Source organism: Anaerococcus sp. AGMB09787 (assembly GCF_022808955.1).
Classification (GTDB): domain Bacteria; phylum Bacillota; class Clostridia; order Tissierellales; family Peptoniphilaceae; genus Anaerococcus.
In genome coordinates, this window is the sequence record NZ_JAKZEY010000013.1 from 1 (window position 1) to 17,435 (window position 17,435).

The window sequence follows — 17,435 nt, forward strand, 5'->3', positions numbered from 1 at the left end:
AAAAGGGCCCTAAGCCCTATTGATACCTCCTAAAAACATCTCTAATAAGTCCTCTAAAATAATACTCGGCGGAGGTATCAACTACCGCCTTGTAGAGGTAGGTAAGTGTCTTGTCATACATTTTCTTTGATTGACCACTTGTAATATCCTCAGTGTAATAAGAATATTGGTCAAAGCTTAGTTGCTTATCAGTAGTCGTATCTATGTTATAAATCTTATCCTTTATGCATTGGTCGCTAAAGGCCTTTACATCCCTTGTTAGTCCGCTTACAAAGTCCTTATCATCATAAACATTTTTCTTGATTTCATGAGATATGGCTTCTATTCTTGGATCATGCCTGTTGTAGGATAGATTGGTAGACTCAACTAAAAAGCCAATACCAAATTCCTTAACCAAGATATACTCCAACTTATCTATAGCCTTCTTATCCCTAAAGGCCTTGTACTGAGCCTTGATAGAGATTATATACTCATACCTATGGATGTAGGGACCTATCAAATTATCCAAGGAATCAATGACTTGGTCAATATCCCTAAGGTTCCAAAAATACTTCCTAAGGTTTTTGAATACATAATCTTTTATGTAAAAAGAAGATTTGGAATAGTAGAGAAATCTCTTATCTTGTAACAAAGACATTAACGTATTTAAAGCGTAGATATCTCCATCGACCAAAAATTTATATTCTAATTTTTCTATTATTGGATATTCTTCACTTACCTTTGCCTTCATTACTCTTCCTTTGTACTAACAAGTAATTTATTATCATAAACTAAATCATAGAACTAAGCTTATCTTAATTCTTATAATCTAGCAAAATTAAAAACTTAAAACTTTTTAAAATCCACCATTAAATCTTTTAGTTTAAAAGTATAGTTAACATCTTTTCTCTCGATTATGATTGCGGCCTTCTCCCTAAGGTCCTTATCCGAATAAAGTTTCTCAATAAGTTCAAAACTTGGATTAATGGCAAATGGATGACCTACTGATTGAAACATTGTAATATCACCATTTGTGTCCCCATAAGAAAAAGACTTGTCTAGGTCTAAATCATATCTTTCATTTAGATCCATAATAGCAGAGAGCTTTGACCTGCCATCCCACATAGGATTTACTTTACCAGTAAATTTATTTTTTTCATCAAAAACATAATTTGTTGAGATAGATTCTGTTGCACCGTAAAATTTGGCGAACTGATCTACCAAGAAGTTTGGAGATCCTGATATAAAGAAGATCATATCTCCATTTTCCCTATGCCTTTCCACAGCCTTCCTTGTTGCCATATAGACCTTGTTTTTATTTTCTTCGATGACTATATCGCCATACTTATAAATAATTTCCTTATCCAGGCCCTTCATAGTATGTTGGTAAACAAGGGCTGCCTTGTCTAGGTAATCTTCATAGGCACCTGACCTATTTTCGTATTTTTCATACAAGGGACCTATTTCATTGGTCCAAATGGACTTATCTAAAATCCCAGCTTGGGTTAGCTTTAGAAAATGCTCTATAAGGAGGGAATTTCTAAAAAGTGTACCATCAATATCAAAAAAAGCTGCTCTCTTTGTCATAATCATTTCCTATAATTCTTAGTTGCAAGTCTTTGCTTCTTATTTATTTGTTTATTCTTAGATGGCTCTGCCTTTTTACTTTTACTAGACTTGGAGCCATTATCGTTGCTATCTTCAATTTCCTTGTAGTCATTTTTTATTGAAACAAAGAGGTCTATCAAAAATCCCGTTGCCAATCCTACAAGGGCGCTTGTTCCCAAAAATACACCTATCCATGCAAAGCTTAAGCCAGATGAGCCAGTAAAATTAAAAATGGCATATATCCCTATACCAAGGGCAATAAATCCAATTACTAAAGATGGTATATATTTTATAAACTTTCCTTGGGTCAAAAAATGTAATAATACTGTAATAGCAATTACTATTGCAGTAATTATAGGCAAAATCATAAGCCTAGATGAATAGTCTGATAATAAAGCTATTAAACCTGACATAAGGCCTCCCTTAATTTATAAGTATTCTATTTACTTTTATATCTTCATCAATATCAAAGATTATAAAGCCCCCATTCCCATCCCTAGGTAAGGTTGGTGAAGATGGGTTTAGGAGCAAAATTCCATTTTTCTTTTCATTAACATATTGGTGAGTGTGACCAAAAATAGCCACATCACACTTGAGGCTCTTTGCCTTATCGATTATCTTGTCATAGGTAAAATAAACATCATAGCGGTGGCCATGGGTCAAAAATATCTTCTTGCCCCCTAGATCAATTACCTGATCATAGAAAGCCTGGTCGAAATAATCATTATTGCCATTGACCACATAATAATTAATCCCCGTTTCGTAAGCTATGCTCTTAGCATCACTTACCCCATCACCAGCATGGATTAATAGGTCTATATCATCGTGGAGGATTATATAATCACTAATAGCACCGTAGCTACCATGGGTATCGCTTGTTACAAGAATCTTCATAGCTAGTCCAAGAATTTCCTAAATTCTTCTACTGCCCTTGACCTATGTGATATCTTATTCTTTTCGTCACTTGAGATTTCTGCTAGGCTCTTTTGAGATCCTTCAGGAATAAAGATGCTATCGTAGCCAAAATTGTTTTCCCCTACTTCTCTAAGACCAATAGAGCCCTCTAAGACCCCTTCAAAATAGAAGGTCTCTCCATTTTTATTAATATAGGCTATGGTAGTTTTAAAGGAAGCCCTCCTATCATCCACACCGTGAAGTTCAGATAAAAGTTTCTTGCGATTATCTGAATCGGTTGGATTGAGGCCTGCATACCTGTGGGCATGGACTCCAGGTCTTCCCCCAAGGGCCTCAACAAATAATCCTGTATCATCAGCAAAAACATCTGTCTTTGTCAAATCGTATAGGGCCTTTGCCTTTTTGTAGGCATTTTCCCTTAGGGTTTCTCCATCTTCTTCGACTTCAAACTTATCTATTCCAAAGTCGCTTGGAATCTTAACATTATGACTATTAAGAAGGTTTCTAACTTCCCTAGCCTTATTTTTATTTCCGCTTGCAAATAATAATTCCATATATACTCCTACTAAAAATAATAACAGATTTTTTCTATATTAGTCAAATCAAATATGTGCTAGTCTATTATTTTATTATAGTCACTAAAGGCAGATTTTATAGATTCACTATCCTCACCCGACTGCTCATCTATAGAAATTATAGTGGTAGAATTAACAGTTGGTATTGAAAATATTGGCTTAGGGTCCATCAGTCCCTCATTTATTTCATGAATTAATATTTCATCTGCTGTTTGGATTAAGATATACTTGTTATTTTGTAGTATATAGTAATCCTTGGCCTGACTATTTAGATTTTTCACTTGGTCTTTTGATATTGAGGCCTTGTTTGAAGCTTTGTTTATCATTTGACTTCCTATGGCAATTTCCATAGGGAAGAACTTTTGTGAAAAGTCATCTCCATTTCCCTTATATACGGAAGATTGGAAGAGCCAATTACCCATATCCCTAACTATACCAAAGTTGGTATTATCAAACTTTATATCCTCATCTTTTACATTGTCAAAGCTTAGCCCCGCCTCTTCTATAACCTTTGATCTAAATATCAAATCTGAGTCTTCTTCACCAGTATATTCTTCTAAGGATAAGAAATGACTATCCTTGATATTTTTAGTATCGACCATAGCGTACTTAGTTATAGGGCTAGAATTAGCTATTGATGTGTAGTCGATAGAGATATAATTAGGCGATACGTAATTTATCCTCATATTTAGATTTATATCCTTAAAGGAGTAGGCTTCCTTGATCTTATCTTCTGTTAGATTTTCCTTAACTCTAGCAGGATAGGATAAAATTTGGTCGTAGTTATCTGTTATATTGTTGGAATCTACATTTATGGACCAATATTCTTCCTTATCCTTTATAAAGATGTTGTAGGCCTTCTCATAGGAGATGTCTTCATCATAGTTTATTTCTATCAGGTAGGTGTAGTAGTTATATAGGTTATCCCCTATACTATTTTCCATCCTCTCCCTGACCCCCAGCAATAGAGCCACATCTTCTGCTACCTCTTCACCCTGAGAATTAGTTGACCTCTCATTAGCTTCCCTTTTGGAATAGGTGTTTGTTATCTTTGACTCTACTTGGTCAGATACCTTGGTAATAATGACAGCTGCATCATTTACTATAAAAAGGAGCTGGTTATTGGTTATCTTTATGAAGTCTTTGGAGAAAAGCTGACCCTGGGAAGCATTAACTATAACTACTTCTTCTTTTTCATCGACATCGTCAACCTTGAAACCTCGATTTTGAAGATATTTAGATAAGTTGACATACTTTGATGAGAAGTTTGGTGGGAAGGCATAGGAATCTCCTATGGCAACTAGATTTTTATCTATATAGATTTCATCTCCCAAGGCTATGCTATCTTCTTTTTTGTTAGGATCAGTATATCTAATGTCTACCACCTGCCAGGTCCCCTTGATACTTAGCTCTCCTTGCTTGGGTCTTTGAATAAGACTATTTAATTCTTCTGGTGCCTTAGATGAGCAGGAAGAAAGAATTATAAAGGCTATTCCTAGCAAGATATATTTACTTATCTTTTTCATCTTCGTACCTCGGAATTACTACACTTACAGTCGTACCAACAGTGTACTTACTCTTTATAACAAGTCTACCCCCATGGGCCTTAACTATTTCTTCACTAATAGAAAGACCAAGACCAGTATGGGACTTAGATGATGATCCCTTATAGAATTTGGATACTACAAAGGCTATCTCATCTTCCTTGATTCCCTCTCCATTATCTATAACAGATATAGAGACATCGTCATCATCTTGGTCAACCAAGATTTCAATTCGTCCCTCTTCATGGCTAAACTTGATAGCATTGTCAATTATATTGATAAATACTTCCTTTACCCTTCTCTTATCAGCAAAGACTGGGATTTCCTTGTAGACTGAAGTAAAGACAAAGTCAATATTAGAACTTTCTGTCCTAGGTTTTAGTTGAGTATAGACTTGCTTAACTAGGTCTACTATATTTAGGACTTCCTTATCATATTTGAAGTTTGAAGAAAATAACCTTGAAAAGTCTAGAAGATCTTCAACCATCATGGAGAGTCTATCTCCCTCATCCTCTATGATTTTTAGGCCCTGGTTCATCATATCCTCATTTTTTTGCATCTCTGGAGCCTGGAGAGTTATAGCCCAACCCTTTATAGAGGTAAGTGGCGTCCTAAGCTCGTGGGATACTGAGGAGATAAATTCATTTTTCATATCTTCCCTTTTGATTATATTTTCGCTAAGAGAATTGAGGGTATACGCTAGCTCAGATATTTCGTTATTGCCCTCGATCTTTGCCTTTACCATATAATCGCCTTGGGCAAACTTCTCACTAACCTTTATAAGTTCATTAATCGGCCTAATAAATCTTGAAGCCGCAAAGAAAGCTAGCGCAAGGGCTGATCCGATCACTATAAGACCAAATAGGATATACCAAAACATATCAGCCCTAACCCTCTCAAAGACCTTCTCCCTAGAGGATGTTAGCCTTATAATTCCAATATGTTGGTCAGATGATAAGAGTGGATATGATAGAGAAACTACCCTTTCGCCAGTATCTTGCCTCTCTGTTCTAAAAAAGGCCTGTTTTCCTTCTATAGCAGCAATTACATCAGTCGATTCTAGTTTTCTACCGACATAGTCTGATGCCAAACTGTCAAAAAGAACCTTGCCTGAATTATCCAAGATTTGAACCTGAGTTTCATTTTGCCTATAAAATAAGTTCTTATCACCAATAATTATTTCCGATAGGTCGTACCTATTCATATAATTGGAAAATTGAAACTGGTTTATGTTGGCTTGGTTTTTCATAGAATCAGTCAAGGCAGATTCATAATAATATTTAATTGATGTGTAAGAAAAAATTTCAAATCCTATAACAATAGTAACCACAAAGCCCATAATTATCATAATCAAGGTAGATTTGATAGATGAATTATGCCCATCATTGTTATAGGATATGTCCTCTTTAGCTAGAAAATTTTCACTTGTATTTATTTCCATCTATAACCTGTTCCCCAAACTGTTTCTATATATTCAGGCTTGGCAGGATTATCCTCTATCTTCGCTCTAATCCTTCTGATGTTTACATCTACTATCTTGGTATCATTGGTTACATCTTCTCCCCAGGTGGCCTTCATTATCTCTTCTCTTGACATAGCCTTGCCCTTATTCTTCACAAAATTTTGGAGGATAGTAAACTCTGTTGGAGTTACATCAATCTCTTCGTTATTTTTGTAAAAGGTTTTGGAGTAGATATCAAGTACAAAAGGCCCATCACTTATAGAGTCCTTATTCTCTTTTTCATCTTGGACTTGGGTTAAGTTAACCCTCCTCATAAGGGACCTTACCCTAAGCAAGAGTTCTTGAGGATTAAAGGGTTTAATAATATAGTCATCAGCTCCCTTATCTAGGCCTAGTATCTTATCTATATCTTGGCTCTTGGCTGATACCATAATAATTCCAGTCATAGGCGACCTGCTCCTTATTCTCTCACAGACTTCATAGCCTGAAATCCCTGGTAGCATGATATCCAAAATAGCTACCGCTGGTCTTTCTTCTTCAAAAATTTTAATTGCCTCTTCCCCACTAGCAGCTTCCAAGGTAGTATATCCTTGGTAATCAAGGTTTATTTTTATAAACTGTCTAATTGGGTCTTCATCATCAACGATTAAAATTTTATTATTTTTCATTATTTATCCTTTCAAAGGCAACCTTAGCTGCGCCGATAACCCCAGCATTATTTAAAAACTTAGCCGGAATTATATCAACAGTTTCTGGTTTGTTGCAATATTCCTTGAACTTTTGAATCATTCCATCCCAGAAGATATCATTGGAGGCTATAACTCCCCCACCAACTACTATGACTTGTGGATCGAAGATATTTCTAATACTTGTTAAATAATGGCCTAGGTTAGATTCATAGTGGGCTAGGACTTCTTTGGCTGTATCATCAGTATCTACTAGGGCAAAGACTTCCTTGCCAGATAACTTTTTACCTGTGATTTCTTCATATTCTCTTCCTAGGGCAGATCCTGCACAATAGGCTTCTGCACAACCATTTTGGCCACAAGTACATGACCTTCCGCCTGGATAGAGGATAAGATGGCCAAGCTCAGCTCCTTGGAAATTAGAACCCCTTAGCATTTGACCATCACTATAAACTGCTCCACCAAGTCCTGTACCTAGGGTAATCATTACAATATTATCATAATCCTTGGCAGCCCCTATCCATTTTTCAGCAACTAGGGCAATATTAGCATCATTTTCTACAAAAACAGGTAGGTCAACAAAGCTTTCAACAGTTTCCTTCAAGTTAAGTCCTGTCCATCCCTTAATATTTCCAGCGAAGGTTACTATTCCATTTTCACTATCTATAAAGCCTGGAGTTCCTATGCCTATAGCTTCAGCTTCCTTATAGTCAAGGGCATAAATTACATCCTTGATATTATTAAGAACAGTATCCCTTCCCTTATCTGCCTGTGTAGGGACTTCTTTTTTATCTATAATATTTCCTTCTTCATCTATCAAACTGGCATTGATCTTGGTTCCGCCTATATCAATTCCTATAACTTTTTTCATGTTAACTCCTTTTAAAAATAACATCTTTTAGCTCATAAATACTTTTCTGCTTATTAGACATAAATTCCTTGCCCTCAAGGTATTCAAGGCCTTCTACCTTACCAAATACAAGCTTGTAGGCTAGTAGAATTTGGTTGTTGATACCTAGGTCCTTAAACTTATCATTGACTTCCCTTAGTCCATATTTCCTATCTCCAATTATTGGTGTATTATTCTCTCTTAGGGAAAATCTTATTTGATGGGTCCTTCCAGTATCTAGCCTACACTCTAAGAGAGTGTATTTTCCATTTGTTTCAAGGGGCCTAAAATAAGTTTTTATGGCTTTGCCAGACTTTTGAGCCTTAACCTTGTTTTTATTTACGTTTTTTCCGATTGTGCTTTCTACATCAAAGTCCCTGGTAATTTTACCAGATACTATTGTAAGATAATATTTATCAACCTTGTTTTCCTTGATTGCCTTGTTTAATGACCTTAAGGCAGGTGCATTCTTGGCTCCTATTACAAGCCCTTGGGTATTCCTATCTAGCCTATTTACAACAGCTGGTCTAAAGGTTATATCCGACCTATCCACCTTGCCAGTCTTATAGAGGTAGGAAGTCATTTGATCTACCAGGTTATTTCCATAGTCCTTTCTGGATGATGAATGGGTCAAGAGGCCTTCTTTTTTGTCCATAATGATGATATTTTCATCTTCATAGACTATATCTAGGTCAAAGTCTGATGACTTGTAGTCAGTTTTTCTAAGCCACTTCTTGTAGTCCTCATCGCTAATATACATCTTAACTCTATCGCCTGGGTAGACAAAGTCATCGTTTTTGGCTCTTTTGTCATTTATTTTAAAGTTCTTTTTTCTAATATTTTTTTGGATAAGTGAAAGAGGTGCGTTTTCTAGGTACTTTCTCAAAAACCTATCAAACCTTTGATTTCCATCATTTCCACTAATTACAATTTCTATCATAACTAATACGACTTATTAACATAAGAATCTATTACACTAGTGCGTTGATCTTCACAGAAGCACTTTTTTTCTTTAAGTTTCTCTAGTATTTTTTTGTTTTTACTGTGGAGGACAAGCCTATCCCTGTCTAAAACATTGATTTCATAAATGAAGCCTGATAGCCTCTTGGATTTTAAATTTATGTAATAGCAATCAACATTTTTATAATCTAATAATTCCAACAACCTATTAGTTGCAAGGTCCTTGAGGTAATAATAATTTTCCCTATCATTAATCAATTTATTGTAGTACTTCTTCTTTTTCTTGGAATTCAAATAGGACTTGGCTTCACAATTACTTTTTTTGGCCATGACATTATAGTATTGGTAGTTGAAAATAGCCTGGCTAAGGGTACTTATCTTAGAAAAAGGCTTAAGACCAAGTTTTACAAAAAAATCATAGTTTAAAGATAGGAACTCATCCTTACTTATTTCTGCCTTATCTAATAAGTCAATAGATTCCTTTCTCCACTTTTCAAAAATTTCTAATTTACTATCTTCTATATTCATAACAAAAAACCGCCTCAACTGAGACGGTCGTAACTAATTTTCTAGTTTAAGCTCAATGATTTCAGCATCTAGTGAGTCTGGAACCTCTGCCATCTCCCAATCTAGTCCTAAGTAAATATCTGATTTTGAGTACTCAGATAAATTGTTTAGCCTTTGAGCAATTTCTTCAATATTATCAGAGTTTACATCTACTACATCATAAATTCCATCGATGTAAATCTTTCCTATATCATAGTCACGAGCTAGAATTCCTCCCACAAATCCTAGAAGGCCATCTACACTGTGAACCTTGTAGCTAGCTGCATTGATAAGTCTAATCTTGTGATCAAGTGTGCTTATTTGATCATCATCTGTGTCGATGAAAACTATATTGTTGTTTCCCTTTTCTTTTTCCTTGTTAGCATCATCTACTAAATATTTTGTCTTACCAACACCTTGTTCTCCAACTACTAAATAAATCATTTTTATTCCCCCTTTATTTTATCAAATTTTTTTCTTTTGCTCTTATCACCTTGTTTAATTTGGCGATCATCCATATAGGAAATAATCTCATCACGGATAGACCACCAAGATGAATCCCAGTTACAAAATATAGTTTCGTCCTCTGGTGCCCTGCCTAAAAGCCTTGCTATGGCAGTATCTTCATCTATATATCTTAAAAACGTTATTACGTTCTTTTGATATTCTCTTTTGCTTATCATCTGAATTTTATCATCGGCATACATATCTGCAAGTTTAGTTCCCTTCACTACATACAAGGAATGAAGTTTGACTTCCTTGACCCCTAGAGCATTTAGGATTCTAGCAGACTCTATTATATCTCTGTCATCATCCCAAGGGAGGGATAAGATAAGATGGGCACATACCCTAAAGTCATACTTGTTAATCTCTGTTACTGCCCAGATAAAATCCGCCAGGGATTCTCCCCTATTTAAAATATCTAGGGTCCTATAATTTGCTGTTTGAAGTCCTAATTCGATAGTAATGTCTATACCAGTCTTTTCTCTAAAGTCCTTTAAGAATTCTAACTTATCAGTACTTATACAGTCAGACCTAGTTGAAATAGCTATTCCTACTATATAGTCCTTATCACAAGCCTTCACAACTTCCTTGAAGTCATCCAGGGACATATAGGTATTAGAAAAGTTTTGAAAATAAGCTATAAATTTATTTGCCTTATACCTCTTACCTATGTAGGCTCTATTTGTATCAAGTTGGTCAGAAACTGTCATATAGGATGGTAAATTTTCAAAGGAACCACCTGATTCACTACAAAAAATACAGCCCCCGTATCCTGCCTGCCCATCTCTATTGGGACAAGTAAGGGATAGTTTGATAGGAAGTTTGTATATCTTTTCCTTGTAAGTATCCTTATAATACTCACTAACTGGATAATATGGGATCTTAGTCATCTATATGATCATCACTATCCATATCTGCTTCATAATCACTAACTAAATTATCAAGTGCCTCTTCATCCCAGTAATGACTGAATAGATGGTAAACCTGATCCATTTCTTCTTCATCTTGTATAAATTCTAAATTTACCTCATCATTATCAAAGTCATCCTTATAATAGAATAGGTAAATTTGTTCACTATCTTCAGAAAGTAAAGCTACATAATCTGTTTCATCAACTGTAAATATGTCGACTAGGTAACATTGGTCGGTATTTTCATCAAAACCGATTTCAATTATGGCCTTGCCCTCATTTTTTCCAAATTCAACTTCATGACCTTCTAGATTAAACTTTTCTGCCATTTGTTCTCCTAACTTAATTTAGATTATACAAAGCCCTTTCTAGCAAAGAAATGAGATTAACTAAATCTTCATAACTTACCGTATAGACCTTGTCTCCTTTCTTATATTTTACCCCAAGAGAGATTATTTTCACTGGTAAATCTGAAAACATTATCGAACCATAGAGACTGTATTGGGTATTTATCAGTCGCATATCCCTATCAAAAATCTCCCTGTAAGACTTCAAAAATATATCTTTTAAATAGCTATCAGGATTGGACCACTTCTTGATATAGTACTTCTCAACCAGGATAGATGATGAAATTTGTGAGGCAAGACTAGTTTTATCAACCATGGACTTCATACTTTCTTCAGATAAGGACCTTACAACTAAGATCATGTTGACATAATTCTTAAGGGACCTAACTGAAGCGAGATTACTTGATGAAACCAACTGGTCATCTAAAGAGTTCACAAATACTGTTCCATTAGGGATTAATTCCACAAAGGATGCCAGGTGGTTAAAGGACTCATTCGTTATAGGCATAAGTTTTATCTTATCTAACTTTCCTAGATATATTTTCATATCAGGATCGTACTTGAGATTCTTCTCTATAATTTCATTTTTTACTAGGTCAAATACCTTTTCGATTTCACCTTCATAGTCGCTCTTAATAATAAAATCAGCGTAGGCTTCTGATGGAATATAGTCATAGGTTGAGCCTCCGGTAATAGATATTATATCAAGGTCAACTACAGCCTTAATCTTTCTAATAATGCTTAAAATCAACTTGATAGAATTAAGCTTTACCTTATCAATTTCATGACCAGCCTCTCCTCCACTTAGTCCACCCAAGGATATCCTATAAGATAGATAATCGTAGTCGGGGACAAATCTCTTGACCCTAACTTGATTTAAGAAGAGTTTTAGGGCAGAAAATTCATTGGCTATAGTTTCTCCCTGTTTTAGGTTGAGGTTGATTACATTTTCACTCCTCAAAACCTTTTTAAGCTCATCTCTAGGCCTACCATCAACATCATGGATTGATATTGATGAAATAAGGACATCGAAATCTTCTTTTGAATTAGCAAGCAGGTAGTAGATTACAAAAAGATTTCCTACAAGATTGATGGAAGAGCCTATCCCTTCAAAACAAATTTTTTCATTATCCGAAATTTTGAATTCTTCCTTTTCCTTGTTGTACTCAATATTTATGTGGAAGATGGCTTTGGGACTATGACCATTTTTTATGTAAAGGAAGGAATCCGACCTTACAATCTCCAAAGATTTTTCGTTAGCTTTTTTAATTATAAAGGCCAGAAAATCTTCTAAGATCAGACTACTCCCCTTGTAATTTTTAAGGCAATTTATATAAGAATTTAGATTATTACTTTGTTTGATATAATCCATAATTATTCCTAGTAGTACTTCTTAACGTCAACATCCTTGCTTGCTTTTTTTACCTTAGCTAGGTAGGCTTCTTGTCTCTTTGCCATTACTAGTCTTTGTTTAACTTGGTCTTTTATCTCATCATAGCTATATTCTTCTACATTTTCTATATTGTGTAGCTTAATTATGTGGTAACCAAATTGGGACTTAACAGGTTCTGATACTTGGCCTATCTCTATTGAATCAAGTCCATCTTGGAATTCTTTTACCATGACTCCCTTAGGGAATTTGCCAAGGTCTCCTCCATTTTCCTTGGATGGGTCGATTGAATACTTCTTAGCTGCTTCCTTGAAGTCAAGTCCCTTATCAATTTCTTCCTTGATTGACTTAGCCTCTTCTAGGTCGTGAACTAAGATGTGGCTTGCTTCATATAGAGTTTGTGGATTTAAGGTATCCTTGTGGTCTTCATAATATTTTATAGTTTCTTCTTCACTAATCTCGACCCCTTCAAATATTTTGTGCATGATATAGTTTATAAGCATAGAATTTTTTACCCTATCAAGCTCAGATGTAAATTCTTCGTCTTGGTCTAGTTTATTCTTGTAGGCATCGTTTAAGAGAATTTCTTGGTTAACTATCTCATCTGCCAAGGCATTGAAGCCCTCTTCACTTTGAAGGCTTTGGTTGTTCTCAATTCCTGATAGGACATTGTAAACATCATTCTTATAAATTTTTTTACCTTCAACTTCTGCAATAACTTTATCTTCACTCATTTTTTACCCTCTTTCAATTCTATTCTGTCATCATAAATATTTATATAGCCATCCTTGTAAAGCCTACCTATAGCCCTCTTAAAGGCTGACTTACTTATAGCAAAATACCTGTATATGGTCTCTGGTTTTGACTTATCAGATAGCCTAAGGACTCCATCATTTTCGTAGAGGCTATCTAGGATTATATCACAATCATTATCCATTTCTAAGTAGGATCTTTGTCTAAGAGATAGCTCAATTTTGCCATCAGCCTTTACATTTTTGACCCTGGCGTGGACTAGTTCTCCTTCGACATGGACTCCTCCAAGTTCCTTTATTCTCAGAAGACTATCATACTTATTGTCAATGGCTACGAAGGCACCTATAGACTTATTAATTGAATAGATTCTACCGGATACTTCATCATTTTCTTCATAGGAATGGTCATTACTTAGTAAAGATCTAATCTTAGATGATAGGAAGACATAGCCATCACCATCTTCCTTAAAGGTTACAGGATAGGTCATGTCCACCATCACCTTGTAGGTCCTCTCAGAAAAAGGCATAAAGATATGCTTCTTATCCTCCATCTCAAAGAAGACACCCTTCTTATCAATAGAAGTTGCCCTTAGGGAATAAATTTTACCAATCTCATAGGGAAAGTTGGAGCTCGCCCTTATTACTTGACCAGTATCCTGGTATATAAGAGCCTTAATCCTATCTCCAATGTTTCTTCCATGGATTTCTTTTTTGTCTATAACAGCATCTCCAAACTTAGTTTTTAGATATACCTTGTTTTTGCTAATTCGTTTAATAGTAAAGTCTTTAATAATTTTCTCCTACTCTATATCAAAGGTAAATCCCCTACCCAAAACTTGTGAAACTTGGAAGTTAAAGATAAAGGCATTTTCATCAATCTTCAAAATATCTGCCTCCATACGAGGATAATTTCTAACAGGGGTAACAGTCATTATGACCTTCTTATCCTCAAAAGAGTATCCTCCTTCTGCTTCAAGCAAGGTAACACCTCTTTGATATTTATTTATTAACATCTTATTTATTTCTATATAATTGTCTGAAATAATATAAATTGCAATCTTTCTTCCAAAACCTTGGATAAAGTAATCTATACCAAGACTCTGAATAAGGATAGCAAGGCCTGCATATAAGGCATTTTCAACACCTAATACTATAACAGACAAGCATACAACTGTAATATCTGCCAAAAACATACTTATATGAATTGGAAGATTGGTTAGCTTCTTTAGTATTGAGGCAATTACATCAGTACCACCGGTTGAAGCCCCTTGGTAGAATATAATTGATAGGCCCAAGCTCATAATTATCCCACCCAAGATCAAACTAACTGTCTTATCTTGAGTCAAGATTGTATCAGGGAATAAATTTTCAAAAACTATTAGGAGGCCTGATAATGAAAGAGAGCCAAATAAAGATTTTTTGGCAAAATCAAAACCCAGTACTATTATTCCCAATATAACTACTAGTAAGTTCAAACAGAGGTTTATAAATCCAAGACTAAGCCAAGGTATGGCAACGGATATAATTAGAGAAAGTCCCGAAATTCCACCAGCTGCTATATCCTGCTGTATCAAAAAGAAGTACAAACCAACCGATAATATAAATGTTCCCAGAAAAATTGACAAATATTTTTTCATACCAATCCTCCTTTTACCTAATAAAATAGTATCACATAATATCTTTATATTCAATGTTTTCATTAAATAAATAAAAACTCTTGCCCAAAACTTACTTGCTTCAGGCAAGAGCTCATTTATTTAGCCCAAGATGGTACAATTTCATTAAAATTATCGTACATCTTATTTACACTCTCTCTTTGTGCTTGGTCAAGATAAAACTCAGTATCAGAACCCAAGATATTGCTATATAAAATAACATAAGCCTGGTATAGACTAAGAAGCCTAAAGAACTTTTTACCTGGCTTCTCGTCATCTAGATATCCCTTTAAGGTCCCCTTGGCAAAGTCAGGAAAATCGATGGCAATCCTATTTATATCAACAAAATCAAAAATTCCATCACCTAGTTTAATTTCTTTGATACCTCTAAGGTCTAAGTTACTATCACCATAAACTCTAATATTTTTATCAGAAATATTACCGTAGAGTAAATTAATAGGGGTCGATTTTGTAAGATGGATATTATCTCTTATATGGTCAATTATGATATAGTCTTTATCTGTTTTCTTATCAGAAAGTCCATGCATATAAAATAGATAATTGGTCTTTGTTAGAAAGTCCTTCTCCCAGTCTATACTATTGTGACTCCTAGTTTGGTGGAGCTTTTTTAATATTTCCCCAAAGTCATGGCCAAGCTTGTAGGCCTCATCCCTACTAGAACTTGTTAAAAAGTCCCTGAGTGAAAGCTCATCCCTGTAGGAAAAGACTTTGTAGGACTTCTTTACATCCGGTAGGATTCCCTCTTCATAAATCTTAAGGCTATCTAGTCCAATATCTCTAAATCTTTCTTGGATAAAATTTTCAGAACTTATATCCACATGCCTATCTATATCGTAGAGGGATAAGGCGTAGGCCAAGCCATCAGACGTAGTTATTTTTAGCTTATCATCAGCTAGTTTTTCTACATCCTTAATGGATCCTTCTTTACTAAAAATTTCTATATGGTTCAAGAAATCATAAGTTTTGTTCATTATAGTCACTTACATATTTTTCTACTTCATCAGTTTCTTCTAGGTCTAGGACCTTGTTGGCAAATTCTGCTTCTACTTCTGTGCTAGATCTCATCACTATATCTTTGATTTCTGCAATTTTGGCACTTGATCCTGAGAATTCATCCAAGCCTAGGCCAAGTAGGAGTTTAGTAGCTTCTGTATCTGATGCAAAGGCTCCACACATGCCTGTCCACTTGCCAGCTTCATGACTTACATCAATTACGTGCTTGATAGCCCTTAGGACTGCTGGGTTATAGTTAGAATATAGGTTGGCTATATTATCATTTCCCCTATCTACAGACAAGGTGTATTGGGTTAGGTCGTTGGTTCCTATTGAGAAGAAGTCAGCATATTTTATAAACTTATCTGCCATAAGAACTGCTGCAGGAGTTTCTACCATTATTCCTATATCAAGGTCCTTATTATAAGCTATGCCCTTATCGTCTAAGTCTTTTTTAATCTCTTCAACTAATTCACGAACTTTTTTAAGCTCGCTAGGACTAATTACAAATGGCACCATTATTTTTAGGTTACCGTAGGCACTTGCCCTCACTAAGGCTCTTAGTTGGTCTTTGAACATAGAAACCTTATCCAGGCAAAGTCTAATAGCCCTATAGCCTAGGAATGGGTTATCTTCCTTAGGGAAGTCAAAGTAATCAAGTCCCTTATCCCCACCGATATCTAGGGTTCTTACTATAAGTGGCTTATCTCCAAGAAGTTCTGTCGCTTCTTTATATACTTCAAATTGGTAGTCTTCTGTTGGGAAGTCTGAGCTTTGCATATATAAAAACTCAGTTCTAAATAGTCCAACCCCATCACAACCATTTTCGATGGCAATTTTTAGGTCTTCTATATTTCCTATATTGGCACTTACTTCAATCTTCTTGCCATCTGTAGTTATAGCCTTACTATCCTTAAGGGTTTTTAGTCTTTCCTTACGGTCTTTTTCTTCTGCTATTAGCTTCTTATAAGTTTCAATCTCTTCATCAGTTGGGTTAATAATAAGGATACCTTCATTACTATCAATTATAGAAACTTCTCCACCCTTAACTTTTTTAGAAATATCTCCCATTCCAACTAGGGCAGGTAGGTCTAGGGTTTGAGCTATGATTGAGGTATGACTAGTCTTACCACCTAGGTCTGTAGCAAAGCCAACTACTGCCTTCTTGTTCATATTTGATGTATCTGAAGGAGTTAACTCTTCTGCAATAACTATAGAACCCTCGTCTAGGTTAGAAAGGTCCTTGGCCTTTATGCCCTTTAGCTTATACATAACTTGTAGGCCTATATCCTTATAGTCTGATGCCCTCTCTCTTAGGTAGTCATCGTCTATTTGGCTCATTGTTTCAACCATTTCTTTGATGGTTTCATCTAGTGCAAGTTCTGCATTTTTAAGATCCTTGGTTATCTTAGACTCGATAGTATCTGTAAAATATGGATCTTGTAGTAATTCTGTGTGTGCGAGTGCTATGTTTGCTTGGGTTTCACTTTGGCCCATAAGTTTTGATAGGTCATCTATATATGATTGGATAGATTCTTTTACCCTTTGAAACTCAGTTTCTACAGCGTTTTCTTCTATTTTTGTATTATCTACAACTATTTCTTCTCTTGTAAACAGGTAAATATTACCTATGGCTATTCCAGAGCTTGCCTTCAATCCTTCATATCTTTCAGTCATTATTAATACTCCTTTATAAAAA

Annotated in this window: 20 protein-coding genes; all 20 read right to left on the bottom strand. The window is 35.2% G+C overall.

Annotation, left to right across the window (positions count from 1 at the left end):
* Positions 1-16: 16 nt before the first annotated feature.
* Complete coding sequence (locus MUN42_RS04290; RefSeq protein ID WP_243343168.1) at positions 17-730, bottom strand: hypothetical protein; 714 nt, start codon at positions 728-730, stop codon at positions 17-19.
* Positions 731-825: 95 nt separating this feature from the next.
* Entirely contained in the window at positions 826-1,566 is a 741-nt protein-coding gene (locus tag MUN42_RS04295) for an HAD-IB family hydrolase (protein WP_243343169.1), read from the bottom strand.
* A 2-nt stretch (positions 1,567-1,568) separates the two neighbouring features.
* Complete coding sequence (locus tag MUN42_RS04300) at positions 1,569-2,000, bottom strand: hypothetical protein (protein WP_243343170.1); 432 nt, start codon at positions 1,998-2,000, stop codon at positions 1,569-1,571.
* A gap of 10 nt (positions 2,001-2,010) precedes the next feature.
* Positions 2,011-2,481, bottom strand: a complete 471-nt coding sequence (locus tag MUN42_RS04305; RefSeq protein WP_243343171.1) for a metallophosphoesterase — start codon at positions 2,479-2,481, stop codon at positions 2,011-2,013.
* 2 nt (positions 2,482-2,483) lie between these two features.
* The gene (rdgB, locus tag MUN42_RS04310) at positions 2,484-3,056 is read right to left on the bottom strand and encodes an RdgB/HAM1 family non-canonical purine NTP pyrophosphatase (RefSeq protein WP_243343172.1); all 573 of its coding nucleotides are present in this window, start codon (positions 3,054-3,056) and stop codon (positions 2,484-2,486) included.
* A 59-nt stretch (positions 3,057-3,115) separates the two neighbouring features.
* Positions 3,116-4,603: a hypothetical protein gene (locus MUN42_RS04315; protein WP_243343173.1), complete on the bottom strand. Its 1,488-nt coding sequence runs from the start codon at positions 4,601-4,603 to the stop codon at positions 3,116-3,118.
* The gene (locus MUN42_RS04320) at positions 4,587-6,062 is read right to left on the bottom strand and encodes an ATP-binding protein (RefSeq protein WP_243343174.1); all 1,476 of its coding nucleotides are present in this window, start codon (positions 6,060-6,062) and stop codon (positions 4,587-4,589) included. Before MUN42_RS04320 ends, MUN42_RS04315 begins: the two co-directional genes overlap by 17 nt.
* On the bottom strand, positions 6,053-6,751 hold the full coding sequence (locus MUN42_RS04325; RefSeq protein ID WP_243343175.1) for a response regulator transcription factor: 699 nt from the start codon (positions 6,749-6,751) through the stop codon (positions 6,053-6,055). Before MUN42_RS04325 ends, MUN42_RS04320 begins: the two co-directional genes overlap by 10 nt.
* Positions 6,741-7,640, bottom strand: coding sequence for an ROK family protein (locus MUN42_RS04330; RefSeq protein ID WP_243343176.1), 900 nt, complete (start codon positions 7,638-7,640; stop codon positions 6,741-6,743). Before MUN42_RS04330 ends, MUN42_RS04325 begins: the two co-directional genes overlap by 11 nt.
* Before the next feature lies 1 nt (position 7,641).
* Positions 7,642-8,598 (bottom strand): RluA family pseudouridine synthase, encoded by a 957-nt coding sequence (locus tag MUN42_RS04335; protein ID WP_243343177.1) that lies wholly within the window; start codon positions 8,596-8,598, stop codon positions 7,642-7,644.
* A gap of 2 nt (positions 8,599-8,600) precedes the next feature.
* Positions 8,601-9,146, bottom strand: a complete 546-nt coding sequence (locus MUN42_RS04340) for a DUF6648 family protein (protein WP_243343178.1) — start codon at positions 9,144-9,146, stop codon at positions 8,601-8,603.
* 33 nt (positions 9,147-9,179) lie between these two features.
* Positions 9,180-9,608, bottom strand: coding sequence for a hypothetical protein (locus MUN42_RS04345; protein ID WP_243343179.1), 429 nt, complete (start codon positions 9,606-9,608; stop codon positions 9,180-9,182).
* A 2-nt stretch (positions 9,609-9,610) separates the two neighbouring features.
* Positions 9,611-10,558 carry a TIGR01212 family radical SAM protein gene (locus tag MUN42_RS04350; RefSeq protein ID WP_243343180.1) on the bottom strand — a complete coding sequence of 316 codons (948 nt, stop codon included), beginning with the start codon at positions 10,556-10,558 and terminating at the stop codon, positions 9,611-9,613.
* On the bottom strand, positions 10,551-10,907 hold the full coding sequence (locus tag MUN42_RS04355; RefSeq protein WP_243343181.1) for a DUF1292 domain-containing protein: 357 nt from the start codon (positions 10,905-10,907) through the stop codon (positions 10,551-10,553). Before MUN42_RS04355 ends, MUN42_RS04350 begins: the two co-directional genes overlap by 8 nt.
* 13 nt (positions 10,908-10,920) lie before the next feature.
* Positions 10,921-12,297, bottom strand: coding sequence for a hypothetical protein (locus tag MUN42_RS04360; RefSeq protein ID WP_243343182.1), 1,377 nt, complete (start codon positions 12,295-12,297; stop codon positions 10,921-10,923).
* A gap of 8 nt (positions 12,298-12,305) precedes the next feature.
* Positions 12,306-13,049, bottom strand: a complete 744-nt coding sequence (locus tag MUN42_RS04365) for a peptidylprolyl isomerase (protein ID WP_243343184.1) — start codon at positions 13,047-13,049, stop codon at positions 12,306-12,308.
* On the bottom strand, positions 13,046-13,618 hold the full coding sequence (locus MUN42_RS04370; RefSeq protein ID WP_243343186.1) for an RNA-binding protein: 573 nt from the start codon (positions 13,616-13,618) through the stop codon (positions 13,046-13,048). The genes MUN42_RS04365 and MUN42_RS04370 overlap by 4 nt, the downstream gene beginning before the upstream one ends.
* 249 nt (positions 13,619-13,867) lie before the next feature.
* Positions 13,868-14,704, bottom strand: a complete 837-nt coding sequence (locus MUN42_RS04375; RefSeq protein WP_243343189.1) for a YitT family protein — start codon at positions 14,702-14,704, stop codon at positions 13,868-13,870.
* A 116-nt stretch (positions 14,705-14,820) separates the two neighbouring features.
* Complete coding sequence (locus MUN42_RS04380; RefSeq protein WP_243343191.1) at positions 14,821-15,714, bottom strand: kanamycin kinase; 894 nt, start codon at positions 15,712-15,714, stop codon at positions 14,821-14,823.
* The gene (gene ptsP, locus MUN42_RS04385) at positions 15,698-17,413 is read right to left on the bottom strand and encodes a phosphoenolpyruvate--protein phosphotransferase (protein ID WP_243343193.1); all 1,716 of its coding nucleotides are present in this window, start codon (positions 17,411-17,413) and stop codon (positions 15,698-15,700) included. The genes MUN42_RS04380 and ptsP overlap by 17 nt, the downstream gene beginning before the upstream one ends.
* Between the last annotated feature and the right edge of the window lie 22 nt (positions 17,414-17,435).